At 61.5% G+C, this 24,166-nt stretch carries 23 protein-coding genes; 15 read left to right on the forward strand and 8 right to left on the reverse strand.

Features of this window, described 5'->3' with window-relative positions:
• Positions 1 to 126: 126 nt before the first annotated feature.
• The 12 genes from tssB to NWV16_RS16680 all read left to right on the forward strand — a co-directional run bounded on the left by tssB (position 127) and on the right by NWV16_RS16680 (position 13,498).
• The gene (gene tssB, locus NWV16_RS16625; RefSeq protein WP_007958861.1) at positions 127 to 669 is read left to right on the forward strand and encodes a type VI secretion system contractile sheath small subunit; all 543 of its coding nucleotides are present in this window, start codon (positions 127 to 129) and stop codon (positions 667 to 669) included.
• A gap of 29 nt (positions 670 to 698) precedes the next feature.
• On the forward strand, positions 699 to 2,183 hold the full coding sequence (gene tssC, locus NWV16_RS16630) for a type VI secretion system contractile sheath large subunit (RefSeq protein WP_260519940.1): 1,485 nt from the start codon (positions 699 to 701) through the stop codon (positions 2,181 to 2,183).
• Positions 2,184 to 2,260: 77 nt separating this feature from the next.
• Positions 2,261 to 2,758 carry an Hcp family type VI secretion system effector gene (locus NWV16_RS16635; protein WP_169430827.1) on the forward strand — a complete coding sequence of 166 codons (498 nt, stop codon included), beginning with the start codon at positions 2,261 to 2,263 and terminating at the stop codon, positions 2,756 to 2,758.
• A gap of 15 nt (positions 2,759 to 2,773) precedes the next feature.
• Positions 2,774 to 3,217, forward strand: coding sequence for a type VI secretion system baseplate subunit TssE (tssE, locus tag NWV16_RS16640; RefSeq protein ID WP_260519941.1), 444 nt, complete (start codon positions 2,774 to 2,776; stop codon positions 3,215 to 3,217).
• Complete coding sequence (gene tssF, locus NWV16_RS16645) at positions 3,201 to 4,994, forward strand: type VI secretion system baseplate subunit TssF (protein ID WP_260519942.1); 1,794 nt, start codon at positions 3,201 to 3,203, stop codon at positions 4,992 to 4,994. Before tssE ends, tssF begins: the two co-directional genes overlap by 17 nt.
• Positions 4,958 to 5,983 (forward strand): type VI secretion system baseplate subunit TssG, encoded by a 1,026-nt coding sequence (tssG, locus tag NWV16_RS16650; RefSeq protein ID WP_260519943.1) that lies wholly within the window; start codon positions 4,958 to 4,960, stop codon positions 5,981 to 5,983. The genes tssF and tssG overlap by 37 nt, the downstream gene beginning before the upstream one ends.
• Position 5,984: 1 nt before the next feature.
• Complete coding sequence (tssH, locus tag NWV16_RS16655) at positions 5,985 to 8,525, forward strand: type VI secretion system ATPase TssH (protein ID WP_260519944.1); 2,541 nt, start codon at positions 5,985 to 5,987, stop codon at positions 8,523 to 8,525.
• Between the two features lie 37 nt (positions 8,526 to 8,562).
• Positions 8,563 to 9,201, forward strand: a complete 639-nt coding sequence (locus tag NWV16_RS16660; protein WP_260519945.1) for a YopT-type cysteine protease domain-containing protein — start codon at positions 8,563 to 8,565, stop codon at positions 9,199 to 9,201.
• Between the two features lie 71 nt (positions 9,202 to 9,272).
• Positions 9,273 to 10,172 carry a hypothetical protein gene (locus NWV16_RS16665; RefSeq protein WP_260519946.1) on the forward strand — a complete coding sequence of 300 codons (900 nt, stop codon included), beginning with the start codon at positions 9,273 to 9,275 and terminating at the stop codon, positions 10,170 to 10,172.
• Positions 10,173 to 10,232: 60 nt separating this feature from the next.
• A complete protein-coding gene (locus tag NWV16_RS16670) occupies positions 10,233 to 10,901 on the forward strand; it encodes an endonuclease/exonuclease/phosphatase family protein (RefSeq protein WP_260519947.1) in 669 nt (222 codons plus the stop codon).
• A 32-nt stretch (positions 10,902 to 10,933) separates the two neighbouring features.
• On the forward strand, positions 10,934 to 12,943 hold the full coding sequence (tssI, locus tag NWV16_RS16675) for a type VI secretion system tip protein VgrG (RefSeq protein WP_260519948.1): 2,010 nt from the start codon (positions 10,934 to 10,936) through the stop codon (positions 12,941 to 12,943).
• Positions 12,944 to 12,955: 12 nt separating this feature from the next.
• Complete coding sequence (locus tag NWV16_RS16680; RefSeq protein WP_260519949.1) at positions 12,956 to 13,498, forward strand: toxin-antitoxin system YwqK family antitoxin; 543 nt, start codon at positions 12,956 to 12,958, stop codon at positions 13,496 to 13,498.
• A 1-nt stretch (position 13,499) separates the two neighbouring features.
• On the opposite strand, the gene NWV16_RS16685 is transcribed toward NWV16_RS16680, so the two are convergent.
• Positions 13,500 to 13,895 (reverse strand): DUF4280 domain-containing protein, encoded by a 396-nt coding sequence (locus NWV16_RS16685; protein ID WP_007958887.1) that lies wholly within the window; start codon positions 13,893 to 13,895, stop codon positions 13,500 to 13,502.
• Positions 13,896 to 14,085: 190 nt separating this feature from the next.
• Between NWV16_RS16685 and NWV16_RS16690 the strand changes: the two genes are divergently transcribed.
• Both NWV16_RS16690 and NWV16_RS16695 read left to right on the forward strand, forming a co-directional pair.
• Positions 14,086 to 15,153, forward strand: coding sequence for a phosphotransferase family protein (locus NWV16_RS16690; protein ID WP_260519950.1), 1,068 nt, complete (start codon positions 14,086 to 14,088; stop codon positions 15,151 to 15,153).
• Positions 15,154 to 15,175: 22 nt separating this feature from the next.
• Entirely contained in the window at positions 15,176 to 15,943 is a 768-nt protein-coding gene (locus NWV16_RS16695; RefSeq protein ID WP_064380507.1) for an SDR family oxidoreductase, read from the forward strand.
• Positions 15,944 to 15,988: 45 nt separating this feature from the next.
• On the opposite strand, the gene NWV16_RS16700 is transcribed toward NWV16_RS16695, so the two are convergent.
• From NWV16_RS16700 to NWV16_RS16730, 7 genes are all read right to left on the reverse strand, one after another.
• The gene (locus NWV16_RS16700) at positions 15,989 to 16,642 is read right to left on the reverse strand and encodes a trimeric intracellular cation channel family protein (RefSeq protein ID WP_260519951.1); all 654 of its coding nucleotides are present in this window, start codon (positions 16,640 to 16,642) and stop codon (positions 15,989 to 15,991) included.
• A complete protein-coding gene (locus NWV16_RS16705) occupies positions 16,627 to 16,848 on the reverse strand; it encodes a hypothetical protein (protein WP_260519952.1) in 222 nt (73 codons plus the stop codon). Before NWV16_RS16705 ends, NWV16_RS16700 begins: the two co-directional genes overlap by 16 nt.
• Before the next feature lie 644 nt (positions 16,849 to 17,492).
• Positions 17,493 to 17,735 carry a DUF1652 domain-containing protein gene (locus NWV16_RS16710; RefSeq protein ID WP_085698176.1) on the reverse strand — a complete coding sequence of 81 codons (243 nt, stop codon included), beginning with the start codon at positions 17,733 to 17,735 and terminating at the stop codon, positions 17,493 to 17,495.
• Positions 17,736 to 17,922: 187 nt separating this feature from the next.
• Entirely contained in the window at positions 17,923 to 19,413 is a 1,491-nt protein-coding gene (locus NWV16_RS16715; RefSeq protein ID WP_260519953.1) for a helix-turn-helix transcriptional regulator, read from the reverse strand.
• Positions 19,414 to 19,490: 77 nt separating this feature from the next.
• A complete protein-coding gene (locus NWV16_RS16720; RefSeq protein WP_260519954.1) occupies positions 19,491 to 20,381 on the reverse strand; it encodes a LysR family transcriptional regulator in 891 nt (296 codons plus the stop codon).
• Between the two features lie 6 nt (positions 20,382 to 20,387).
• Positions 20,388 to 22,595, reverse strand: a complete 2,208-nt coding sequence (locus NWV16_RS16725) for a molybdopterin cofactor-binding domain-containing protein (RefSeq protein WP_260519955.1) — start codon at positions 22,593 to 22,595, stop codon at positions 20,388 to 20,390.
• Complete coding sequence (locus NWV16_RS16730) at positions 22,595 to 23,059, reverse strand: (2Fe-2S)-binding protein (RefSeq protein WP_065260591.1); 465 nt, start codon at positions 23,057 to 23,059, stop codon at positions 22,595 to 22,597. Before NWV16_RS16730 ends, NWV16_RS16725 begins: the two co-directional genes overlap by 1 nt.
• A 118-nt stretch (positions 23,060 to 23,177) precedes the next feature.
• On the opposite strand from NWV16_RS16730, the gene NWV16_RS16735 reads away from it, so the two are divergent.
• Positions 23,178 to 24,068, forward strand: a complete 891-nt coding sequence (locus NWV16_RS16735; protein ID WP_260519956.1) for a LysR substrate-binding domain-containing protein — start codon at positions 23,178 to 23,180, stop codon at positions 24,066 to 24,068.
• Positions 24,069 to 24,166 lie beyond the last annotated feature (98 nt).

Below are 24,166 nucleotides of genomic sequence, written 5' to 3' on the forward strand. Positions count from 1 at the left end.
TGGAAGGTTTGTCAAAGGAACGACAGGTCATCTGCCTCCCTTTCTAACCTGTGGTCCAGCAAGGGAAAGCGATGAACGGGCCTCCCCGATGCATTGCGCCCGCCCATCGCATCGGAGTCCGCCGACATGGCAGAAAGTACCCAGCACAAACTCGACCGGGTTCGCCCGCCCCGAGTGCAAATCACCTATGACGTCGAAATCGGCAACGCCATCGAGAAAAAGGAATTGCCGCTGGTGGTCGGGATTCTTGCCGACCTCTCGGGCAAGCCGCTCGAACCACTGGCAAAACTGACCGAACGCCGTTTCACCGAAATCGACCGCGACAATTTCAACGACGTCCTCGCCTCCATCGCCCCTCGCGCCACGCTGCAAGTCAACAACACCCTCAGCGGCGACGACAGCAAGCTGAACATCGAACTCAACTTCAAACACATCGACGATTTCGACCCGGTCAAGGTGGTGGAGCAAGTCACTCCGCTGCGTCGCCTGTTCGAAGCCCGTCAGCGCCTGCGCGATCTGCTGACCAAACTCGACGGCAACGACGATCTCGACAAGCTGTTGCGCGATGTCATCGCCAACACCGAAGGCTTGCAAGAGATCAAATCGGCTCGCCCGGACACCGCTGTCCCGGCCGCTGATGCCGAGGCCCCGGCCGAACCGCAAGCCTGATCGTCCACCTGACCGAGGAAGAATTCGCCATGCCCGCCGCCGCCCAGAATCAAGCCAGCGAAAATGCTGCAGCCGAAACTTTATCCCTGCTTGACCGGATCATCGCCGAGGGCCGCATGGCCCATGACGACAGCCAGCAGGACTATGCCCGCGACATGCTCGCGGAATTCGCCACCCAGGTACTCGACGAAGGCATGGCCATCGACAAGGACACCGTGGCGATGATCAACGACCGCATCAGCAAGATCGATGAACTGATCAGCGCCCAGCTCAACGAAGTGCTGCATCACCCGGACCTGCAAAAACTCGAAGCGTCCTGGCGCGGCCTGCACATGCTGGTGCAGAACACAGAAACCAGCAGCCGGTTGAAGCTGCGCCTGCTCAACGTGACGCAGAAAGAGCTGCAGAACGATCTGGAAAAAGCCGTCGAATTCGACCAGAGCGCCCTGTTCAAGAAGATCTACGAAGAGGAATACGGCACCTTCGGTGGCCACCCGTTCAGCCTTCTGGTCGGTGACTACACCTTCGGCCGTCACCCACAGGACGTCGGCCTGCTGGAAAAACTGTCGAACGTCGCCGCCGCTGCGCACGCGCCATTCATTGCCGCCGCCAGCCCGCGACTGTTCGACATGAACAGCTTTACCGAACTGGCGGTGCCCCGTGACCTGTCGAAGGTGTTCGAGAGCCAGGAGCTGATCAAGTGGCGCTCGTTCCGTGAAAGCGAAGACTCGCGCTACGTCTCGCTGGTGCTGCCACACTTCCTGCTGCGCCTGCCTTACGGCCCGGACACTTCGCCTGTGGAAGGCATCAATTACGTCGAAGACACCAACGGCACCGACCACAGCAAATACCTGTGGGGCAATGCCGCGTGGGCGCTGTCGCAACGTATCACCGAAGCCTTTGCCAAGTACGGCTGGTGCGCGGCGATCCGTGGCGCTGAAGGCGGCGGCGCGGTCGAAGGTCTGCCGGCGCACACTTTCCGTACCAGCTCCGGCGACCTGTCGCTCAAATGCCCGACCGAAGTGGCGATCACCGACCGCCGGGAAAAAGAGCTCAACGACCTCGGTTTCATCGCCCTGTGCCACAAGAAGAACAGCGACATCGCGGTGTTCTTCGGCGGCCAGACCACCAACAAGTCCAAGGTCTACAACACCAACGAGGCCAACGCCAACGCACGGATCTCGGCGATGCTGCCGTACGTGCTCGCGGCTTCGCGTTTCGCCCATTACCTGAAGGTGATCATGCGCGACAAGGTCGGCAGCTTCATGACCCGCGACAACGTGCAGACCTACCTCAACAACTGGATCGCCGACTACGTGCTGATCAACGACAACGCGCCGCAGGAAATCAAGGCGCAATACCCGTTGCGTGAAGCGCGGGTGGACGTCACCGAAGTCGCCGGCAAACCCGGTGCCTACCGGGCGACGGTATTCCTGCGGCCGCACTTCCAGCTGGAAGAGCTGACCGCGTCGATCCGCCTGGTCGCGACCCTGCCGCCTCCGGTAGCAGCCTGACCCGCCTGCGCCCGCAGGATTTCTCTGCGGGCGCTCCCCCGTTTGTCTAGCGCGACAACCTTCAGGAGTTTCAAGCGATGGATGCAATCATTCTCGACCTCGGCGGCGACATCAAAGGCGACAGCCTGCTCGAGGGCTACAAGGACAAGATCGAAGTCATGTCCTACAGCCACAACGTGGCGATGCAGGTGACCAACGACGTCAGCAACTCGGAACGTACCTCCGGCCGGCCGCACATCGGTGAATTTACCCTGACCAAATTCATCGACAGCTCGACCCCTTCGCTCAACGAATATTGCTGCGCCGGCAAGCCGATCCCGGAAGCCAAGATCACCATCGGTCGCAACGCCGCCGAAGGCAGCGGGCAGATCATGCCGTTCATCATCTACACCCTGACCAACGTGGTGATCTCCAACGTCAGCGTCAGCGGCGGCACCGGGGGCAAACCGGTGGAAACCCTGTCCCTGAACTTCACCAAGATCAAATGGGAACTCACCGCGCAAAAAGACGACGGCACCAAGGAAGGCACCGCCGGCACGGTCTGGGACCTGGCGGCCAACAAGGCCGGCAAGTAACCGGACGCCCTCGCCATGGCAGGCACCGGCATGCGTGCACCGCTGTTCGAACGCCTCGCCTGGAGCGAGGCCGACGAGCCGCCGGTGTTCAATCGGCAGGATCTGCTCGACTCGGTGCATGCCGAGCTCGGGCGCCTGTTCAACACCCGCCGTGGCCCGCGCGCACTGACGACACCTCCGAGCGTGATCGACTATGGCATCGCCGACTGGAGCGCGCTGCAACAACAGCGCAGCGATGACCGCCGTCGCCTGGCGCGGGACATTCGCGAGGCCATCACCCACTTCGAACCGCGCCTGCTGCTGGGCGAGGTTCAGGTCAATCCCCTCCCCGAACAGCCCCAGCGATTGAGCATCCGCCTGCTCGGCGAATTGCGCAGCGGCTCGCTGCACTGGCCGGTGGCCTTTGTCATCGAGCCCGGCAACGAAGGGCTGGAGGTGCGCCATGAGCGACTCGATTGACCCGCAACTGCTCGACTACTACCAACGTGAACTGACTTGGCTGCGCCATGCAGGCAGCCAGTTTGCCGAGCGTTATCCGAAAGTCGCGCGGCGATTGGAGCTGTCTCCCGGTGAGTGCCCCGACCCGCACGTCGAGCGTTTGCTCGAGGGCTTCGCCCTGCTCGCGGCGCGTCTGCAACGGCGTCTGGATGACGACTACGCCGAGTTCAGCGATGCCCTGCTGGAGCAACTCTATCCCTTGGCCGTGCGCCCGCTGCCGTCCTGCGCCATCGTGCAGTTCGAGCCAGACCCGAGCAAAGGCAAACTCGACGGCGGCTATCCCCTGCCCCGGGACACGCCGCTGTTCGTCACCACCAGCAAGGGTGAAAGCATTCACTTTCGCACCAGTGCCGCCGTGCGGCTGTGGCCCATCGAAGTGACCGAAGCGCTGTTGCTCGGCAGTGACGAAGCCCAGGCGTTGACCGGTGTGGCGCAATCCCGTTCGGCCTTGCGCCTGAGCCTGCGTTGTCTGGCTGAAAGCCAATGGTCGGAGCTGAAGATCGACAGTTTACGGATTCACCTGGCCGCCTCACCCGTGATCAATGCCGGTCTCTATGACCTGCTCGGCGCCCATGCCGTGCAGGTGCTCGCAGGCTCGCCGGGGAGAATTCCGGCGAAGGTAAAGGGACTGCCGCAGATCGTCGGATTCGCCGACGACGAAGTACTGCTGCCGGACGAAGACGGCGTGCACCCGGGCATGCGTCTGTTGGCGGAATACTTTGCCTTCCCGGAGAAATTCCACTTTTTCGACCTGCCACTCGGCGATGTGTCCAGCGAAAGCCAGACGCTCTACCTCTATATCGTTTTCGACCGTGCGCCGGCCGGACGACTGCACTTGCAGGCCGGCGACATCGCCCTCGGATGTGCGCCGGTGATCAATCTGTTCCCGCGCACCTCCGAGCCGCTGCGCCCCGACGGTACCCGCAGCGAATACCGACTGGTCGCCGACAGCCACCGGGAAAACAGTGTCGAGATCCATAGCATTCGCGCGATGCGCTCCAGCTCCAGCGCCGGCGTGCAACGCCTGCCCGCTTATTACGGCAGCCAGCACAGCGGCGGCGATCAACAGCGGTACTGGCATGCGCGGCGAGTCAGTGGCCAGTCGCCGAACCGGCTCGGCAGTGATCTTCTGGTCAGCGTCGTCGACACCCGTTTTGAACCGCAAACCGACCTGCCCGACTACAGCCTCACGGCCGAACTGCTGTGCACCAACCGGCACCTGGCCCAGAGCCTGCCGGCCGGTACACCACTGGGATTCGAGCGGCCGGGCCCGGTGGCGTGGGCACGCCTGCGCAATCCGCCGAGCCCGCAGAGCCTGCCGCGACTGGACGGTGATTCGCGCTGGCGGCTGGTGTCGCAACTGACCCTCAATCATTTGTCACTGGTCGAAGGACCGCAGGCCATGGATGCGCTGAAAGAGATTCTGCATCTGCATAATCTGCGCGATGAAGCCAGCGCCCTGCGCCAGATCGATGGCTTGCTGAGCCTTGCCTGCGAACGGGTGATCGGCCACGTTGGCGCCGATGCCTGGCGTGGCTGGCGCAACGGACTTGAAGTGCAGTTGCAGCTCGATCCGCAGCATTTCGTCGGCAGCAGCGCGGTGCTGTTCTCGGCGGTGCTCGCGCAGTTCTTTTCGGTGTATGCCACGGCCAATCGCTTCGTGCGCACGGTGCTCATGCAGGCTGACAAGGAGGTCAAGGCATGGCAACCCCAAGCCGGCATGCCCCTGTCGCTCTGACCCTGGGCCAGCGTCTGCGCCGCGATCCGCAGGCGTTCGAATGGCTGCAGGCGTTACTGTTGCTGGAGCGCGAACGGCCGCAGGCCGACTCCCTCGGCTCAGGTACATCGCCGCAAGCCGAAGCGCTGAAATTGCGCGGGCCGTTGACGCCGGTGTTCGCCGCCAGCCAGATCGAAAGCCTGGAAGAAAAAACCGGTGAACCGCTGACCCTCAACTCACCGATGTTCGGCCTCGGCGGCCCTGACGGCCCGTTGCCCTACGCCTATCAGGAATGGCTGCAACAACGGGCCCGGGCCAAGGATCACGCGCCCGCCGAATTTCTTGACCTGTTCCAGCATCGGTTGCTGAGCCTGCTGTACAAGGTGATGCGCAAACACCGGATCGCCCTGGGCTTTACCACGCCCGGCGCTTCGCCGGTGCAGGCGCAATTGCGGGCGCTGACCGGGTTGTTGCCCAAGTCCCTGCAGGAGCGCCAGGCGATTCCCGACTGCGCCGTTCTGGCCTGCACCGCGTTGTACGCCGATGGCCGTCGGTCGCTGGCGGGGTTCGCAGCCATTGTCCGCGAGCAATTTGCCGTGCCGGTGGAGCTGAGCGCCTATGAAGGTGCGTGGTGTGAGATTCCGGCCGCCAGCCGCAGCGTCATGAAGGCCGGCGGACGCAATCTGCAACTGGGTCGCAGCGCCGTGGCAGGCACACGGGTCTGGGATGAGCATGCCGGGATTCGTTTGACGCTCGGGCCATTGTCCTCCGCGCAGGCCGGGAGCTTTCTGCCGGACGGCGAATCGCACCCGGCACTGGCGAGCCTGGCGGCGTTGTATTTCGGCCCGGATCTGGACGTGAAACTGGTGATGCTGGTACGCGGCGCCGGGCCGCTGACACTCGGTCGCCAGGCCCCGGTGTTGTTGAGCTGGAACGGTGGTTTGCAGCGTCAGGCCAGCCTTGCAGTGCAACGGATCGAAACCCGTCTTCGTCAGCTGGAGATCACCTGAGATGGAACTGGCCAGCCTGATCGGACGCCTCAACCCGGACAACCGCCGCGCCCTCGAACGCGCCGCCCAGCGCTGTTTGCAGCGCGGGCATCACTTTGTCGAGATTGAGCATCTGTTGCTGGAATTGCTCGACATCGACGGCGGCGATTTTGCTTTCCTGCTGCCGCGTTTCGGGCTGGAACGGGATGCGCTGACGGCGGAAATCAACAAGGCGCTGGACCTGTTCAAGGCTGGCAGCACGCGGACCCCGGCGCTGTCCTCGCACACGCTGGGATTGCTGGAGGATGCGGTGGTGCAGGCCAGTGTGCTGGGCATCGACAGCATTCGTTCCGGGCTTTTGCTTCTCGCGTTGATTGATCGTGACGAGCGCCGAAGCCTGCTGCTCAACAGTGCGTCTTCATTGCTGCGGATTCCCAGGGAAGCCTTGCGCGCGAATCTGCTGGAGTGGACGGAGAACTCCCGCGAGCACGCTGGACCGCGCTCTGTTTCTTCAGGAAATGCGGCGCCACGGCAGGATTCGGTACTGGACCAATACACCCAGGACCTGACCGCCGACGCTCACGCCGGGCGCATCGATCCCATCGTTGGTCGCGACGGCGAGATTCGTCAGTGCATCGACATTCTTCTGAGGCGTCGGCAAAACAACCCGATTCTGGTGGGCGCACCGGGCGTCGGTAAAACCGCCGTGGTCGAGGGCCTGGCACTGCGTATCGCCGCCGCAGACGTGCCGCCGTCGTTGCAGGAAGTCAGCCTGCGGGTGCTCGACCTGGGCCTGTTGCAGGCCGGTGCCGGGGTCAAAGGTGAATTTGAACAGCGGCTCAAAGGCGTTATCGATGCAGTACGCAGCGCCGACAAGCCGATCATCCTGTTCATCGACGAAGCCCACACCCTGATCGGTGCAGGCGGCGCCGAAGGTGGCAGCGATGCGGCCAACTTGCTCAAACCCGCGTTGGCCCGAGGTGAATTGCGCACGCTCGCCGCCACCACCTGGATGGAATACAAGAAATACTTCGAAAAAGATCCGGCCCTGGCCCGCCGCTTCCAGCTGGTGCAGGTCGAGGAACCCGACGAAATCACCGCTGTGGAAATGCTCCGTGGCGTGGCAGCAAAACTGGAGCAGCACCACGGCGTGCAAGTGCTGGACGCGGCGATCCACGAAGCGGTGAAACTCTCCCATCGCTACATCTCCGGCCGTCAGTTGCCGGACAAGGCCATCAGTGTGCTCGACACGGCATGCGCCCGGGTCGCCCTCGGTCAGCACGACGTGCCGCCACCGCTGGAGTGCCTGCGCCACCGGCAAAACAGCCTCAAGGATGAAGTCGAACGCCTGCGACGGGAGCAGGCCACCGGGCTGGATCATCGTGAGCGCATCACGCTGCTGGAAAATGAATCGAAAACCAATGTGCAGGCGATCCGCGAACTGGAAATCCGATGGAGCGAAGAGCGCGTGGCCGTGCGTGAACTACTCGAGACACGCCGCGAATTGCTGACGTTGAGCGAAAGCGCCGATAGCGACAAACCCGACGAAGCCACCGACAGTCGCATCGATCATCTGGCCGCCGAACTGCTGCGCCTGGAGGCGGGACTGGATGCGATCCGCCAGGACGACCCGCTGGTGCCGGAACAGGTCGACAGCAAAACCGTCGCTGCCGTTATCGCAGGCTGGACCGGCATCCCCGTCGGCAAGATGCTTGCCGACGAAGCTCATGCGGTGCGCACCCTCGGCACACGTATGGGCCAGCGCGTCATGGGCCAGAGCACTGCGCTCAACACCATCGCCCAGCGTTTGCAGGCCTATCGCGCCGGGCTCACCGATCCGCAAAAACCGGTCGGGGTATTCCTGCTGGTCGGCCCCACGGGCGTTGGCAAAACCGAAACCGCGTATGCACTGGCCGATGCACTGTATGGCGGTGAACGCAACCTGATCAGCATCAACCTTTCCGAATATCAGGAAGCCCACACCGTCAGCCAGCTCAAGGGCGCCCCACCGGGTTACGTCGGTTATGGCAGTGGCGGCGTACTGACGGAAGCGGTACGACGCAAACCCTATTCGGTGGTGTTGCTGGATGAAATCGAGAAGGCGCATCCGGATGTGCTGGAAGCGTTTTACAACGTGTTCGACAAAGGCTTGATGGAAGACGGCACCGGGCTGGTGGTGGACTTCAAGAACACCGTGATGCTCGCCACCAGCAATGTCGGCGCTGAGTTATTGCTCGATACACCGACTGCACAACTCGGCTCGGAAGCCTTCAACGAAGCGCTGCACAAAGTCCTCCTGCAAGCCTTCCGCCCGGCGTTTCTGGCGCGCATGACGGTGGTTGCGTATCGACCGCTGGATGATGCGACGCTGGAAGGGATTGTGTTGGCGAAGCTGGAGAAATTGCGTGGCCGCTACAAAGCTGCGACCGGCAAGCAGTTCGAGTTTGACTCCGGAATTGTGAAAGCGGTGCTCGCCAAGTGCAGCGCGGCAGGCGCCCGGGATATCGAGAATGTGTTGATGACGCAAGTGACAGGAAAGTTGACGGAGTGGGTGTTGGAGTAGTTGCGCGCAAGCGCGTCGCCGGAATCTGGGAGGCAGCATGAGCTACAAGGCCATTTGCGACAAAATCGACGGACACGGCGAAGGCGTCTACAACTTCGGTCAGTCCAGCTTTCTTTTGCTCGTCGCCGACAACCGGGACGGCATCTGCCGGGGTGTCAGCACCGCATGGCTCATCGCCAAGAAAAAAGGCAACGACTACCTCAAGGACATCGTCAAGCCAACGATGAAAACCGGACTTCTGCACGAACAGAAGACGGCGCGCCAGGCCTCGGACTTCCAGTCAGAGTATGTGGACATCAGCGGCGATACGCCCGGGTCCCCGTCAGCCGCGACCCTGGGGGCATTGAGAACCGGCGGGGTGGGATCGCTGGGCCAGACAAAAGCGGAAACCTACCAGAGCTTCGCCACCGCCGGTAAAGCCATCGGCGAGTTCGTACTCACCTCGTCCTGTCGCTACTTCATTCTGTCGATCAAAGGCACGTTGGGCGGGCATTCCGTAGCCTTTTACCGACCTTGGGTACTGTTTGGCAAAAGCAGCAGTTGCGTATTTTTTGATCCCAATTTTGGCGAATTCAAGCTGGAGGGCTCCCAAGGCGTAGCCCTCTGCATGGATGCGGTCGCAACGGCTTACAACCAGGGCCTGTCAACAGGGTATCGACTTTGGGGGTTCAGTTGACGTGAAGTGACGTCAGTAAAGGTGTCTGACTTTTTGCACCCTCTTCCAGATCATTTGGCAAAGGATTTCCGATGACGACTTTTTCAACGCTATGCACTGCCGAGTTATCCAAGGCAGAACACGATCCGAACCACGTCGGCGGCGTTTGCAGAATCAATCGCAACGACAGCTATCTGGTGACCTTTCATAACAATGGCTACGACACGCCCGCCTCGCCGCCCGTCATGGGCGAGACAGTACTGCAACTCGACCCGGCCCCTCGCATTCCCTCTGTCAGGGCCGTCGTGAAAAAAGAAGTGATGCAAACCCATGAACATCCTGCCAAACGCGAGTACGGATACTGGGACACCATGGTCGGAATCGCGGAATCAGGACGTATGAGCTACGAACATGAAGCGTTGATGCTGCATCGGGAACGCCTGGGCTATGGACTGGATGATTACGAAAGTGCGGTGCGCAGAGTCAAGGAGCAACAACTTGCCAGCATGAAAAGCAAGCGCGCGATTGCCGCGCAGGAGATGGAAAGAAAATACGACGCCGATGCGCACTTGAAAATGATATCGACCATTGCCGAAGAACAGTACATCGCTCTGCAAAAGCGCTCACTGACCTACCCGTCCGAATACGGCGCGCCGCGTGAGGCCAACGATTCCGGCGGGCATGCGGAAGAAAACTTCATCCGCGCCTGGAGCGCACTGTGCGCGCAAATTCCAGAAAAAATCACCAACGTCGAACTGTATATAACACGCATGCCGTGCCCCGACGCTTCCTCCGGATTCTGGCTGGGCGCCAACCTGTACAACGAGGGCTGCATGAGCAAGCTGGCAAAGTTGATCACGACCGCTGACGAAGCCATTCAATGGCAGATCACCTATACGCAGATGTTGAATGGCAGTGACCAGGCCTTCTCTCAATCATTGACCCGGCACTTTCCCGAGAACAGGGTCAGCTTTTCCGTCAGGGGCTCATAGCGGTGTTGATCCAGCGCTTTCATCACGCCCATACACGCCTGTAATGCAAAGGCCCGCGCCATGAGAATCGGAAGCTTCAATGTCGAAAAAAACGGCAAGTCCTCGACGCTGGACAAACAGACACAGGTCGATGTTTTCCTCTACAACTGTTGCTCCAGCAATTACTGGAACGCCGATATCGTTTTCCTGTGTGAAATACACTCCGCGCAGATCGACAACTACCGCCAGAACCTCGCGGCCATCTACCCCTCCTACAACGTGTACGCCTTCACGGGTGGATACTCGAACGCCTACATCGTCATGGTCAAAGGCTTCGAAGAACTGCAGGTCATCAGCCAGGGCAGCCTGTTTACCCTCAACAGGGATCTGATTGCTGTGGAAGCTCACAGTGTCAGGGGCTACACCGGGTATGTGTTCCTTGCGCACTTCAAGTCCGGACAAAATGGCGTGACCAAAAGCCAGCTCAAGTCCTGCACGGCATTGGGGGGCAAATGGGTTGCCACCGGCGACCTCAATCTGGATTACCAGAACGTCGGTCAACTCGACACGGCCGGCTTGGCGTATGAATGCTGGGGCGGCCTGCAGACACAGGCCAAAGGCGGCATTCTCGACTGGGTGCTGGCCTCCGCCGATGTGACGGTAAAGGCTGTGGATCTGACCGGCCTGGCCCATGTCTTCGACATGTCCGGCCCGGATCATCGACCGATTCTTTTCGACGTCACCGGTTGAGTCCGGCCTTGTGCTGTCATTGAGGAAATCCGATGCCCCGCTCCACCGACAGCAACACCACGCTCTCCCTTACCGCCTCTTCGCTGTCGGCGCTTTATCCTGAGTCAATGTCAGGCGAGGAAGCCCTGAACGGACCGGGTTTGCAAATCCTCAACGGTCTCAACGACGGCACTACCCTCACCTTGACCTCTGCCATCGCCAGCCACGTCACCATCACCCTGCACAACGACGCTCAATTGCGCCCGTTCGATGCCTTGGTCGCTGAAATCCGTCAACTGCCTGCCGACGCCACCGCCGAGCGCTATCAACTGGTTTTACGTCCGTGGCTCTGGTGGCTGACCCTCGCCAGCAACAACCGCGTGTTCCAGAACATCGCCACCTCGGACATCGTCACCACGATTTTCAAGGCCCACGGCTTCACCGATTTCAAACTCTCGCTGAGCGGCAGCTACACGCCCCGCGAATACTGCGTGCAATATGGTGAAACCGACTTCGCCTTCGTCTCACGGCTACTGGAAGAGGAAGGCATCTTCTGGTTTTTCACCCACGACGAGGGCAAGCACACGCTGGTACTGGGCGACAGCAATGACGCCTTTGTGCAGATCCCCAACGGCCCGAAGGTCAAGTATCTGGGTCAGCAAATGGGCGAGCGCGAGTTGCATGGCATCCGCTCGGGTCAGGTGTGCCTGCAAGCTGTGGCCGGGGTATACAAGGCAACGGATTACGAGTTCACCACGCCGACCACTTCGCTCTTCGGCCAGGCCGAAGCGGTGGCCGGGCCGCTGTCGATCTATGAGCATCCCGGCGGCTACAACGCCAAGGCGCGCGGCGATGCGTTGACCAAGCAGCGGGTCGACGGGCTGCGCAGTGAAGAGAAACGTTTTGTTGGCGAAAGCGATTGCCGCTGGCTGATCCCGGGCCACTGGTTCACCCTCGACGGCCATGACGATGCGAGCCTGAATATCGATTGGGTGGTCACGCATGTCACCCACGACGCCAGCCACGAAAACTATCGCAACCGCTTCGAAGCCATCCCCAAAGCCACGCCATTCCGCCCGCCCCGTACCACGCCCAAACCGCGCATGCATCCACAGACCGCGATCGTCGTAGGCAAGTCCGGCGAGGAAATCTGGACCGATGAATACGGCCGGATCAAGTTGCAGTTCCCTTGGGATCGCGACGGCAAGAACGATGAAACCAGTTCCTGTTGGGTGCGTGTGGTGTTGCCGTGGAGTGGCAAGGGCTTCGGCATGCAGTTCGTGCCGCGTATCGGCCAGGAAGTCATCGTGACCTTCATCGACGGCGATCCGGACCGGCCGCTGGTCACCGGTTGCGTGTACAACGGCGACAACGCCCTGCCCTATGCCTTGCCCGCCAATCAGACACAATCGGGGATCAAGACCCAATCGTCCAAGGGTGGCGGCGGTTTCAACGAGCTGCGTTTCGAGGACAAGAAGGATGCCGAAGAGGTGTTCCTGCAGGCGCAGAAAGACTTGAAGATCAACGTGCTCAACGACACCACCGCAACGGTCGGCCACGACGAAACCCTCACTGTGCAAAACGCCCGCACCCGCACGGTCAAGGACGGCGACGAGACCGTCACGCTGGAAAAAGGCAAACGCAGTGTGACCATTCAGACCGGCAGCGACAGCCTCGATGTAAAGGACAGTCGCACGGTGAAGGTCGGCGCCGACCAGAACCACAGTACCGGCGGCAATTACACCGACAAGGTCACCGGCGATTACAGCCTGACGGTGGACGGCAACCTGACAATCAAGGTCAGCGGTACCCTCACGCTGCAAAGCGGCGGCAGTTTCACGATCAAGAGCGGCGCGGATCTGGCGACCTCGGCCAGCACCTCGATCACCCAGAAGGCCGGCACCGCCATGACCAACCAGGCCGGCACCTCGCTGGACAACAAGGCCGGAACGACGCTGACCAACGATGCAGGCATCAGCCTGACCAACAAGGGCGCGGCCTCGCAGACCGTGGACGGCGGCGGCATGCTGACCATCAAGGGCGGGCTGGTGCAGGTCAACTGACAAGGAGTCGCCATGGCGATCACACCGCTGGATTTGCAGCAGGATGACAAACACCTCAAGGGACGATTGCAGGACGGCCGGCTCGATGGTCCGTTGAATATCAAGGATGACGGTCGCCAGCAGGCAGACATGAATTACAGCCAGGGCCAATTGCAGGGCACGTCGCTGCTCTACCACCCCAACGGCAAGGTCTCGGCGCAGATGCCGTTCGTGCGCGACAAGCTGCAAGGCGTCGCCAGTTTTTATGCGCCCGAGGGCTGGTTGCAGCGCAAGGCCACTTATCGGCGTGGGTTATTGCATGGTGAGGCATTCAACTACTTTCCCGACGGGCAAGTCGCGGAAGCCGAGTTCTATCGTGATGGCGTGCGCGAGGGGCGCTATCAGCGCTTTCATCCCAACGGCAAACCGGCGGTGGATGCGCGTTATCTGAATGGGCAACTGATGGAGCCGGAACAGGGATTTGCCGAGGACGGGCGACCGCTGGATGCCGATGGCAAACCGATTTCCCGGGTGCGCTGGTGGTTTCGCAAGTGGACGGATCCGGCGCAGGCCTGACTCAGGGAATCAACATCTGCATCTGCCCCGGCATCACGATCTTGATCACCCCTGCCCAGTTGCACATCAACGTACTGTTGGCATCGATCGCAGGCATCCCGCCCAGCAGCAGGGTCGGCGCTCCGCCGGGGATCCACGGCGTGGCGGTGGCGGGAATGCACGGCATCGGCGTCAATACGCCCAGCGCTGCGGCAGTGGCAGCCGCGACCATCGGATTGGCCATACTCATGCACATGCCGAACGTGGTGACGTTGACCAGAGGAATATGATCCATGATGTTCGCCGCCGGCATCCCGCCGGTCAGCGTGCGGTTGACCGGCAGCACGTTGAGCACCGCCGGCGCGGCGCCGAAACTGCATTGCAGGGTGGCGCTGGCACAGACTTGCGGGCAGCCCATTTCAAAGCTCCTTTCTGAACAAGGCATTCGTGCTAAACCTTAGTCGCCAGCGGCCCGCCGCGCACATTCCCAAGGGTGATTATCGTCCAACACGCTAACCTATAAGACCGAACCGCGCTTGTGACGACCCGAGCGCGCCATTAGATTAGCCAATGATGTCTGGCCTCCAAAATAAGCAGAAGGGATAAGCATGGCGCTTACTGACCAGTCCACCCGTATCCGCTCTGGCGAAGAACTCGATGCCAGCCTGATCGATCCGTACCTCAAGGCCCACATTCCGGGCCTGAGCGGTACGCCGCAGATCAGCCAGTTCCCTGGTGGCGCGTCGAACCTGACCTACCTGCTGGAATACCCGGACCAGGAATTCGTCCTGCGCCGTCCGCCGTTCGGCCACAAGGCCAAGTCCGCCCACGACATGGGGCGCGAATTCCGTATCCTCAACCAGTTGCGCGAAGGCTTCCCGTACTGCCCGAAAGCCTATGTGCACTGCACTGACGAATCAGTGATCGGCGCCGAGTTCTACGTAATGGAACGGGTCAAGGGCATCATCCTGCGCTCGGACCTGCCGCCGGAACTGGACCTGGATCCGGCAAAAACCGAAGCCTTGTGCAAGAGTTTCATCGACCGTTTCGTCGAGCTGCACCGGGTCGATTACAACGCCTGCGGCCTCGGCGATCTGGGCAAGCCGGAAGGTTATGTCGCCCGGCAGATCAAGGGCTGGAGCGAACGCTACGAAAAAGCCCTGACCCCGGACGCACCGCACTGGGAAAAGGTCAAGGCCTGGCTCAACGACAAGATGCCGGCCGACCATCCGACCTCCAGCATCGTGCACAACGATTACCGCTTCGATAACGTCATCCTCGACCCGGAAAACCCGATGCAGATCATCGGCGTGCTCGACTGGGAACTGACCACCCTCGGCGATCCCTTGATGGACCTGGGCAACACCCTCGCCTACTGGATCCAGGCCGACGACCCGGCACCGGTTCAACTGATGCGCCGCCAGCCGAGCCATGCGCCGGGCATGCTGACCCGCCGCGAATTCGTCGACTACTACGCCGAGCGCTCGGGCATCCGGATCGACAATTTCGACTTCTACTACACCTACGGCCTGTTCCGCCTGGCCGGCATCGTGCAGCAGATCTACTACCGCTTCTTCCATGGCCAGACCCAGGACAAACGCTTCGCGCAGTTCATTCACATGAACAAACTGCTGGAGCAGATGAGCCTGCAGGTCATTGCGAAATCGAGCCTCTGACGGCCCACACCAAGGAACCCTTATGTCCAAGACTCAGTTGTTCGACCTCGACGGCAAGATCGCTTTCGTCTCCGGTGCCAGCCGCGGCATCGGCGAAGCCATCGCCAAACTGCTGGCCCAGCAAGGTGCCCATGTGATCGTGTCGAGCCGCAAGCTCGAAGGCTGCCAGCACGTGGCCGACGCGATCATCGCCGCCGGCGGCAAGGCCACCGCCATCGCCTGCCACATCGGTGAAATGGAACAGATCAGCCAGGTCTTTGCCGGGATCAAGGAACAGTTCGGACGCCTGGACATCCTGGTCAACAACGCCGCGACCAACCCGCAGTTCTGCAACGTGCTGGACACCGACCTCGGCGCCTTCCAGAAAACCGTCGACGTGAACATCCGCGGCTACTTCTTCATGTCGGTGGAAGCCGGCAAGCTGATGCGCGAAAACGGTGGCGGCAGCATCATCAACGTGGCCTCGATCAACGGCATTTCGCCGGGGATCTTCCAGGGCATCTACTCGGTGACCAAGGCTGCGGTGATCAACATGACCAAGGTCTTCGCCAAGGAATGCGCGCAGTTCGGCATCCGCTGCAACGCCCTGCTGCCGGGCCTGACCGACACCAAATTCGCCTCGGCGCTGGTGAAGAACGACGCGATCCTGAAACAGGCGCTGACCCAGATCCCGCTCAAGCGCGTGGCCGACCCGAGCGAAATGGCCGGCGCCGTGCTGTACCTGGCCAGCGATGCGTCGAGCTACACCACCGGCGTGTCGTTGAATGTGGACGGTGGTTTCCTGTCCTGATTCACTTCTGATGCAAACGAAAAGGCAGCCCAAGGGCTGCCTTTTTCATGCTTGCAGAACCTTCGGCAACTGCCAGCCGAAATGCACCGACAACAACCGCAGCAACAAACACGCCGCGCCTGCCAGCAACGCGGCCGCCACAGGCGAAACGCCCAGCCTGCGCCCGACGATCAACACCGCCGCACCGACAAACGCCGAACTGGCATACAAATCCGCCTGCAACACCAGCGGCACCCGCGCCAGCACGATGTCACGCAGCACCCCGCCACCGACGCCGGTAATCGTGCCCATCAGCATGGCCACAAACGGCGAAATCCCGAAATTCAACGCCTTTTGTGCCCCGGCCACGGCAAACAGCGCCAGCCCCGCCGCATCCAGCACGATCAAGGTCGAACCGGACCAGTCCAGCACCCGCTCATGAAAAACAAACGCCACCCCGCCCATGGCAAACGCCAGCGCGGGATAACGCCAGTCAGCCACAGCCTTGGGCGGCGTAGCGCCGATCAACAGATCACGGGTCACCCCGCCGCCCAGTGCAACGATGAACGCAATCACCATCACCCCGAGCAGATCGAGTCGAGCGTGCATCGCCGCAATGGCGCCTTCAACGGCAAACACGGCGGTGCCGACCAGATCGGCCACCAGCACAATCCGCTCGACCCGCGCCTTCGATGGCGCCAGGGCTATTGAGTGACGCAACGGGTCTTGGTGATGTGTCGGGTCACTTGCCCGTCGCCGTACATGTCACCGGCAACCTCGGTGTTTTCCATCACCTGACAGGTGCGCTCCGGTGGCGGAGGCGGCGCTGCCGGCGGAGGGGGTGGAGGACTGGCGCAGCCGCTCAGCAGCACCAGACCGAAAGCCGACAACAGCGAAGAACACACGCGTTTCCCAGGATTGTTCATAGGATGACCCGCGATGAATGGAAGACAAACTCCCGTCGCCGAGCGTGAAAATGCCCGGTTATGGAAACCGAACCACTCATTCCTTATAGACCAGTGGAGGGTGAGTGCCAGTGGAATGGGGTGAACTGGTGAGATTTGCTGTCGATTTTCGGGATGAGTGCATATCGAGTGAATGCGTCGACTGATCGGCCGTCATCGCTGGCAAGCCAGCTCCCACAGGGTTCAAGTACAGCCGAATGTAATTGCCCAGCTGTCAGACCGCCATCGCGAGCAGGCTCGCTCCCACAGAAGAGCAAGCGGCGAAGCCGCCCCACTCACCACGATGAGCGTTAGCTCGAGTACCGCTTTTGGCGTACCGGCCCCGTCGGAAGGCTGAGTGGAGGGATTGATCCGGGGGTGGGAGCGCAGCGACCGTTTGGCGAAGCCAAATACATCGAGAGGAGGTGCAGCGAAGCAAACCGGAGGCGATGCCCCCGGATGAATCCCGGAACGAAGGAACACCGAGCCAAAGCGAGGTGCCGAACGCAGGGGCCAAGCCTTTTGCTTACTTTTCGGCGTCTGGAAAAGTGAGCCGCTGTAAGAGCGGAACCGCCAGTGGCAACACCCGAAGTAACGGATATTCACCCCCAAAACATGGTTCAGGTTCACCCCGGAGAGCGCAAGGAATTACTCTCAAGCTCATACCGCAATTCATCAATCAAGGCCTCCACCGCTTCCGGCGTGCGCAAGGCATCGAGGCTCAACCCGCTGATGACCAGATCAACCTCCCCGGAAACCCGGTGATACAACTTCACCGTCAGTGAATGATCCCCATCCACTACGCACTCACAGGCCAACGGCGAAAAACTGCGTTCAAGCTGCGCCCGCAGCTGCGCCAGATACATCATCGCGCACGCTCCGAAAGGCAACGCGACAAGCAGGGTTCAATGACAACCAATACATTCATGGGGCTGATCCATTAGCAACGACGAAGGGACACGATCACGAAAAAACGCATCGCATGTCGCCAGCCTAAGAACAGCCCGCCTCGCCAGACACCCTAATTTGCACCCCATGAACTAGTGCATTTGCACCTTACCGTTGCCCTTTGCCACCGCCCGAGAACAGTCCGCGCTCACGGGCCCAGACAATCGCCTCACTGCGACTGTGCACGTCGAGTTTGGAATACACCGTCGCCACGTGATTGCGCACGGTGTTCGGCGCCAGTTTCAACCGAGCCGCGATCTCCTTGTCCGCCAGCCCCTCACAGATCAGTCCCAGCACATCGCGCTCACGAGCCGTCAAGTCAGTAAACGACACACTTGGCAGTTGCGGCGAATTGACCTTCTTCACATTGGCCAGTTTTTCGATCAGCGTCCGGCTGAACCACGACGCATCCTTCATCACCTCTTCAATCGCCGCCACCAGCTCGAGCTCGGTGCGCTTGCGCTCGGTAATGTCCATCAGCACCAGCAGGTAGCACACCGTGTCCTGGATGTTGACAGTGTCGGCGGATACCGCGCACTCCAGCAGCTCGGCGTCCTTCTTGCGGATCCGTATATCGACACGATCGACCCGGCCGGACTTTTCCAGTGCTGCGAGCAAACGGATACGGGCCGCCGGCTCGTCGATGAAATCCAGTTGCGTGACGGTTTTGCCCAGCACCTCATCGTTGTTGTAAGCCAGGGTATCGAGAAAAGCCTGATTGACATCGATCAGCCGCAACTCATCGGCGCTGCAAATCAAAGTCGGCACCGGCGTCAGGCGAAAAGCCCTGGCGAACCGCTCCTCACTCTGACGCAGGGCGACCTCGGCCTTGTGCCGCAACTCCATGTCGACGAACGAAAACAGCATGCAGTCCTCGTCGTTGAGTTGCAGCGGCTGTCCCGCGACGATGACCTGCTTGCTGCCGCCATCCGGCAGACGCAGTTCAGCCTGCATCTGCGGAATCGTCACCACAGCCCGCAAGCGCTGGATCGCCAGATCCTTGCGCTCGGCCTTTTCAAGGATATCCAGCTCATAGGTCGAGGCGCCGATCACCTGATCGCGGGTGTAACCGGTCATCTCCAGGAACCCCGGATTGACCTTGATGTAACGCAGGTCACTGAGACGGCAGATCACCGCCGGTGCCGGGTTGGCACTGAAGGTCTTTTCGAAACGCTGCTCGGCGCTGGCCCAGTCGGTCACGTCGCTCATGATCAGCACCAGTGACTCGGTGTCGCCCTCATGATCGGTCAATACCATGCTGCGTACGCTGTGTACCCAGGTGCGTTCTTCGTCGCTGCGCGGAGTGACTTCCACCAGCACGTCGCTGAAGGTTTCTCCCGCTGCCACCCGGCTGATCGGGTATTGCTCCGGTGTCAGCGTATGGTTGTTGCGATAACGCAGATTGAAACGTTCGGCGTATTCATGGGCGTTACGGCCCAATTCGTCGATGCGGCTGACGCCATGCATGGCCAGCGCGGCTTCATTGGCCCATAGAATGGTCTGATCGAGTTCCAGCAGAATCACCCCGTCGGACAGACCGGCAATGATCTGCTGCAACTGACGGCGATTGGTTTCGGTGGTCAGGACGTCCCGGCTCATTGGCTCTCCACAAGTGAACGCATGTGAAGATTACGACCGCTGGCGATTGTGATCGTGCCGGGCCATTTCACCCGCGCCTATCGCGCTGTGTCATCGACCAGCTCGCGCAGCGTATCGAGAAACAGCTTGAGCACCGGCGAGGCATCGTCGGCCCGATACGTCGCGTACAACGGCACTTGCGGCAGCGCCGGTGTCAGGCGTCGGAAGACCAGCCCGGCCGGGGCCAGTTGTTCGATGGAGGCTGGCAACAGCGCCACACCGAACCCGGCGCGCACCAGACTGAGCAACGTCTGCACCTCGATCACCTGCTGGCGGATCTGCGGGGTGAACCCGGCCTGAATGCAGCACTGATAGAGAAAATTGGCGAAGCGCGACTGCTTCAGTTCCAGCGCAACGAACGGTTCCTGCGCCAGATCCGCCGGCGCCAGCACTTCGCGCCGGGCCAGCGGATGGTCCGCTGGCATCACCGCATGGATCGGCTCGTGGATCAGCAGCTCATTGCGCAACTGCGGGTCGTCATAGCCGACCCGAAACACACAGGCGTCGATGCGTTTCTCTTTCAGCGCCTTGACCTGGGCTGCCGGGGTCATCTCATGCAAGCGCCAGGTCACTTGCGGGTAGCGCTCGCGAAACAGGTGCAGCGCGGTGGGCAGCACGCCAACCATCACCGAACTGATCATGCCGATTTCCAGCTCGCCCAGTTGCCCGCGCCCGGTCTGGCGGGTCAGGTCCAGCGCCCGTTCGAGTTGCTCGAACACCAGCGGCGCCTGCTCCTTGAGCATCTGCCCCGCCGCTGTCAGCTCGACCCGATGGTGGCTGCGCTCGAACAGCGGCGTGCCGAGCTCCTCCTCCAGCAGGCGGATCTGCTGGCTCAGCGGCGGTTGGCAGATGTGCAGGCGTTCGGCAGCGCGACCGAAATGCAGTTCATCGGCCAGGGCCATGAAATACCGCAGCAAACGCAGGTCCATGGCGGCTTACCCCAGGTTCAGTGGCGTGGAACGCTGACGCACCCCGGTCAGGCTGAACAGCGCATTGGCAATCGCCGGGACCACCGACGGGCTGCCCAGTTCTCCCACGCCGCCCGGTTTATCCGGCTGGCCATCGAGCACGAGGATGTCCACCGGCGGCATGTCGGACATGCGCGTGACGCGATAGTCGTGGAAGTTGCTCTGCACCACCCTGCCCTGCCGGATGTCGAGGCGATCGAACAGCGCATGACCGAGGCCCCACATCAGTCCGCCATAAATCTGCTCCTCGACCCCGCCGGGCGACACCGCCAGGCCGCAGTCGACCACACAGGTCAGCTTCTCGACCCGGGCCTTGCCGTCGACTTTCGCAACCCGCGCCACCACGGCAATGAAACTGGTATAGCCCTGATGGGTGGCGATCCCCAGCGCCGTGTCCGGCGGCAGTTTCTGCCCCCAACCGGCGCGTTCGGCTGCCTGTTTCAGCACCGCGACATGCCGTGGTCGCTCCTGCATGTTGGCCAGCCGGAACGCCAGCGGATCTTCACCGGCGGCATGGGCCAGTTCATCCATGAAGCTTTCCACGGCGAACACGTTGGGAATGAAGCTCACCGAACGATACCAGCCGCTGGGCACGTGGCTTTCGTGCTTGACCCAGTTCAACTCCAGGTGTGGCGGACGGTAGGCGAAGTCCCACGCGGTGATGGCTTCAGTAGTGCTGTAATCCATGTGATCCGGACGCTCGAAATAGCCCGGCTCCCACTGTTCCGGCGAGGCCGGCGATACCGCATGCAATTGCAGCGCGGTGAGTTTGCCCTGGGCATCCAGTGCGCCTTTTACCCGGTGCAAGGTCGCCGGGTGATTGAACAGCGCGTGCATTTCATCTTCGCGGCTGTTGAGCAGTTTCACCGGTACACCGGCCTGTTGCGCCAGGTACGCCACTTCGAACAACCAGTATTTGGCTTCCCGAGCACCGAAACTGCCGCCGGACACCCGCTCATGGATCGTGACCTTGTCCTTGCCGATGCCGCACACGGTCTGCGCCGCTTCCAGCGCCGACGACGGTACTTGCACACCGCCCCAATAGGTAATCGCCTTGTCTTTGACCTGCGCGGTGATGCAGATCGGTTCCAGCGGGTTTTGCACCTTATAAGGCATGGCGTAGTCGGCTTCGAGCAGCTTTGCCGCACCCGGCCATTGCCCGACGACATCGCCCTGGGCCATGGCTTTGACGGTTTGGGTTGCCGGGTCGCTGATCGCTGCAATCTGTGCCTTGGCCAACTCGGCGCTGTCGAAACCGGCCAGCGGGGAGTCGCTCCATTTGATCTCCAGCAATTTGCGTCCCTGTTGCGCGGCCCAGAACGTTTCGGCCAGTACCGCGACGCCTTCGAGGTTGCCGCCGAGCACGTCGGAGCGCCCTGGAATCTCAATCACCTTGCGTACACCCGGCACCTGCAACGCGGCCGACGAATCCACCGCAACGACCTTGGCGCCCACTACCGGCGCACGTTGAATCACCGCCACCAGCATCCCCGGCAACTGCACGTCGATGCTGTATTTGAAGCGCCCGCAGACCTTGGCTGCCGCATCGCGTTTGTGACGCAGTTTGCCGATGTATTTGAACTGCGCCGGGTCTTTCAGCGTGACGTTGGCCGGTGCCGGCAGTTGAGCCGCCGCGCCGGCCAGTTCGCCGTAACCGAGGCTGCGTTTGCTCGACGCATGCACGACCCGGCCCTCTTCGGTTGAGCAACTGTCGGGGCTGACCTTCCATTGCTGCGCCGCCGCGCTGATCAGCAGCGCCCGCGCCGTGGCACCGGCCATGCGCAGACGATCGTATTCCAGCGACACACTGGTGCTGCCGCCGGTGGAAAACACTTTCCAGACCGGATGAATGTAGGTTTCGAAGAACGGATCTTCCGGGGTGATGACCTGCACCGTCATCGGGTTTACGTCCAGCTCTTCGGCCACACACGCGGCCAAAGCCGTCTGGGTCCCGGTGCCGGAATCGTGCTTGTGCACCACCAGTTTCACCGTGCCGTCGGGCAGCACGCGCACCCAGGCGTTGGGTTCGAATTCGCCGCCAGCGGTTTTCGCCTCAGTCGCTGCCGCACCGGTTGGCAGATACAGCGCAATCGCCAGACCAGACGCCACCGTCGCTGCCTGCTTGAGAAACACCCGGCGCGACAGTTGATTAACGGATTCGTCAAACAGGCTCATCACGCCTCCTTCGGCGCATTCGCCGCACGTTTGATCGCCTTGTTGATGCGCCCGTAAGTGCCGCAGCGGCAGATATTCCCGGACATGGCGTTGCGGATCGAGTCGTCGTTGACCGGCGCGCCGGTGTTGAGCAGCGCGGCGGCGGACATGATCTGCCCGGATTGACAGTAGCCGCATTGCGGCACATCTTCGGCGACCCAGGCCAGTTGCAACGGGTGGCTTTCGTCAGGCGACAAGCCCTCGATGGTGGTGATGCTGTGGCCCGCGACGGCGGCCAGCGGCAACTGGCAGGAACGCACCGCCACGCCGTTCAGATGCACGGTGCAGGCACCGCACAGGCCCATGCCGCAGCCGAATTTGGTGCCGGTGAGTTTCAACTGGTCACGCAACACCCATAACAAGGGCATGGAGGGGGACGCCTCATCCAGCTCGCGTCGTTCGCCGTTAACCGTGAATGCAATCATTGTCAGGCTCCAAAAGAGCGGCCCGTCTTTGTGCGGGCCTGGTGACCGATTATTGGAACCCCCGGCAACGCGCGGCCAGCGACGATTTCTGCCAACCGGTGTAAGCAGGACTAACAACATGTACAAGCGATACCCGTCGGTGCAGTCCATGAGCGCGTTCATCCACGCGGCGCGCAGCGGCAGTTTTTCCAGCGCCGCGCGCAAGCTCGACCTGACCCATAGCGCAATCAGCCAGCAGATCCGGGCCCTGGAAGAATTCATCGGCCAACCGCTGTTCGTGCGCGAAGGCGGCGGCAGCAACCTGACCGATGCCGGGCAGTTGTTTGCCAGTGTGCTGTCGGATGGTCTGGCGCAGATTGACCGGGCGTTGTCCTCGGTGAAGAACCGCAGCGTGGCCCAGCGTCTGACCCTCGACGTCGACAGCGAACTGGCGCAGAGCTGGCTCAATCCGCGCCTGCCGCAGCTGCTCGATGGCCTGCCGGATTTCGAAGTGACGATCCTGTCGATGCCGCGCAGTGATCGCAGCACGTTCGAACGGGTGGACCTGTCGCTGCGCTATGGCTATGGCGATTGGGATGATTGCGAGATGACGCAGATCTGCGGCGATCGGGTGTTGGCGGTGGCGTCCCCGGCACTGCTGGAACGACATGGTTTGCAGGTGCCGTTGAGCCCGGCGCAGATTCTTCAATTACCGCTGCTGGGGTACACGCGCAGGTCGTGGATTCCGTGGCTGGAGGCGGCCGGGATGACGCCGACCGAACCACCGGCGCGGGTGGTTTTTGATAATGCGGCGAATCTGATTGCGGCGGCCGAGGCGGGAGTCGGCGCGGGGCTGGTACGCGGATTGTTGGCTGCCGATGCCTTGCGCAGCGGACGGCTGGTGGCGTTGAACGAGGCGCAGATTGCGGCGCATTACAATCTTTACGCGGTGTGGCCGCATGGGCGGGCCGAGCGGGTGGGGCCTGTTGTTGAAGTGATCAAGCTGTTGGCCCGGCGAACACAGTTCTGACGCCATCGCGAGCAGGCTCGCTCCCACAGTGTTTTGTGCCGTGACACAAATCGGGTCAACACCTTCGATCCCTGTGGGGGGCTGCGGTGCGACGATTC

It is taken from the genome of Pseudomonas sp. BW7P1 (assembly GCF_024981055.1).
In the GTDB taxonomy this organism is placed as follows: domain Bacteria; phylum Pseudomonadota; class Gammaproteobacteria; order Pseudomonadales; family Pseudomonadaceae; genus Aquipseudomonas; species Aquipseudomonas bananamidigenes.

Excerpts from the sequence above, each read along its gene's own strand:
- NWV16_RS16715 (WP_260519953.1), bottom strand. The coding sequence starts at position 19,413 with ATGAGCCGGGACGTCCTGACCACCGAAACCAATCGCCGTCAGTTGCAG.
- NWV16_RS16720 (WP_260519954.1), bottom strand. The coding sequence starts at position 20,381 with ATGGACCTGCGTTTGCTGCGGTATTTCATGGCCCTGGCCGATGAACTG.
- NWV16_RS16690 (WP_260519950.1), top strand. The coding sequence starts at position 14,086 with ATGGCGCTTACTGACCAGTCCACCCGTATCCGCTCTGGCGAAGAACTC.
- NWV16_RS16730 (WP_065260591.1), bottom strand. The coding sequence starts at position 23,059 with ATGATTGCATTCACGGTTAACGGCGAACGACGCGAGCTGGATGAGGCG.
- tssB (WP_007958861.1), top strand. The coding sequence starts at position 127 with ATGGCAGAAAGTACCCAGCACAAACTCGACCGGGTTCGCCCGCCCCGA.
- tssH (WP_260519944.1), top strand. The coding sequence starts at position 5,985 with ATGGAACTGGCCAGCCTGATCGGACGCCTCAACCCGGACAACCGCCGC.
- NWV16_RS16705 (WP_260519952.1), bottom strand. The coding sequence starts at position 16,848 with ATGAACAATCCTGGGAAACGCGTGTGTTCTTCGCTGTTGTCGGCTTTC.
- tssC (WP_260519940.1), top strand. The coding sequence starts at position 699 with ATGCCCGCCGCCGCCCAGAATCAAGCCAGCGAAAATGCTGCAGCCGAA.
- NWV16_RS16710 (WP_085698176.1), bottom strand. The coding sequence starts at position 17,735 with ATGATGTATCTGGCGCAGCTGCGGGCGCAGCTTGAACGCAGTTTTTCG.
- tssI (WP_260519948.1), top strand. The coding sequence starts at position 10,934 with ATGCCCCGCTCCACCGACAGCAACACCACGCTCTCCCTTACCGCCTCT.
- NWV16_RS16670 (WP_260519947.1), top strand. The coding sequence starts at position 10,233 with ATGAGAATCGGAAGCTTCAATGTCGAAAAAAACGGCAAGTCCTCGACG.
- NWV16_RS16680 (WP_260519949.1), top strand. The coding sequence starts at position 12,956 with ATGGCGATCACACCGCTGGATTTGCAGCAGGATGACAAACACCTCAAG.
- NWV16_RS16635 (WP_169430827.1), top strand. The coding sequence starts at position 2,261 with ATGGATGCAATCATTCTCGACCTCGGCGGCGACATCAAAGGCGACAGC.
- NWV16_RS16725 (WP_260519955.1), bottom strand. The coding sequence starts at position 22,595 with ATGAGCCTGTTTGACGAATCCGTTAATCAACTGTCGCGCCGGGTGTTT.
- NWV16_RS16735 (WP_260519956.1), top strand. The coding sequence starts at position 23,178 with ATGTACAAGCGATACCCGTCGGTGCAGTCCATGAGCGCGTTCATCCAC.
- tssG (WP_260519943.1), top strand. The coding sequence starts at position 4,958 with ATGGCAACCCCAAGCCGGCATGCCCCTGTCGCTCTGACCCTGGGCCAG.
- NWV16_RS16685 (WP_007958887.1), bottom strand. The coding sequence starts at position 13,895 with ATGGGCTGCCCGCAAGTCTGTGCCAGCGCCACCCTGCAATGCAGTTTC.
- tssF (WP_260519942.1), top strand. The coding sequence starts at position 3,201 with ATGAGCGACTCGATTGACCCGCAACTGCTCGACTACTACCAACGTGAA.
- NWV16_RS16665 (WP_260519946.1), top strand. The coding sequence starts at position 9,273 with ATGACGACTTTTTCAACGCTATGCACTGCCGAGTTATCCAAGGCAGAA.
- NWV16_RS16695 (WP_064380507.1), top strand. The coding sequence starts at position 15,176 with ATGTCCAAGACTCAGTTGTTCGACCTCGACGGCAAGATCGCTTTCGTC.
- NWV16_RS16660 (WP_260519945.1), top strand. The coding sequence starts at position 8,563 with ATGAGCTACAAGGCCATTTGCGACAAAATCGACGGACACGGCGAAGGC.
- tssE (WP_260519941.1), top strand. The coding sequence starts at position 2,774 with ATGGCAGGCACCGGCATGCGTGCACCGCTGTTCGAACGCCTCGCCTGG.